Source organism: Jeotgalibacillus marinus, from assembly GCF_040801915.1.
Classification (GTDB): domain Bacteria; phylum Bacillota; class Bacilli; order Bacillales; family Jeotgalibacillaceae; genus Jeotgalibacillus; species Jeotgalibacillus marinus.
On record NZ_JBFMIA010000155.1, the window covers coordinates 1 to 272 of the forward strand.

General features: G+C 32.4%; 1 protein-coding gene. It reads left to right on the top strand.

All coding sequences use genetic code 11. From position 1 onward, the window contains the following. The coding region (locus AB1471_RS17345; protein WP_367780978.1) for a lysozyme at positions 1–272 on the top strand (272 nt) is incomplete at both ends.

Consider the following 272-nt stretch of genomic DNA (forward strand, 5'->3'; position numbering starts at 1 on the left):
ATGAGGACAAAAGTAAGGTTAAACAAGGAGATGTAATTACTCAGGAAAGAGCTAACGAATTATTCCAAAACATTGTCAATGAATTTGCTAGTGGAGTTAAAAAATTATTAGCAAAAGATATTAATGAAAATCAATTTTCTGCCTTGGTTTGCTTTGCTTATAATGTCGGGACAGGCAATTTAAAACAATCTACTCTACTCAGGAAAGTTAATAATAATTCTTTTGACGTGACCATTTCTAATGAATTTATGCGGTGGAATAAAGCAGGCGGT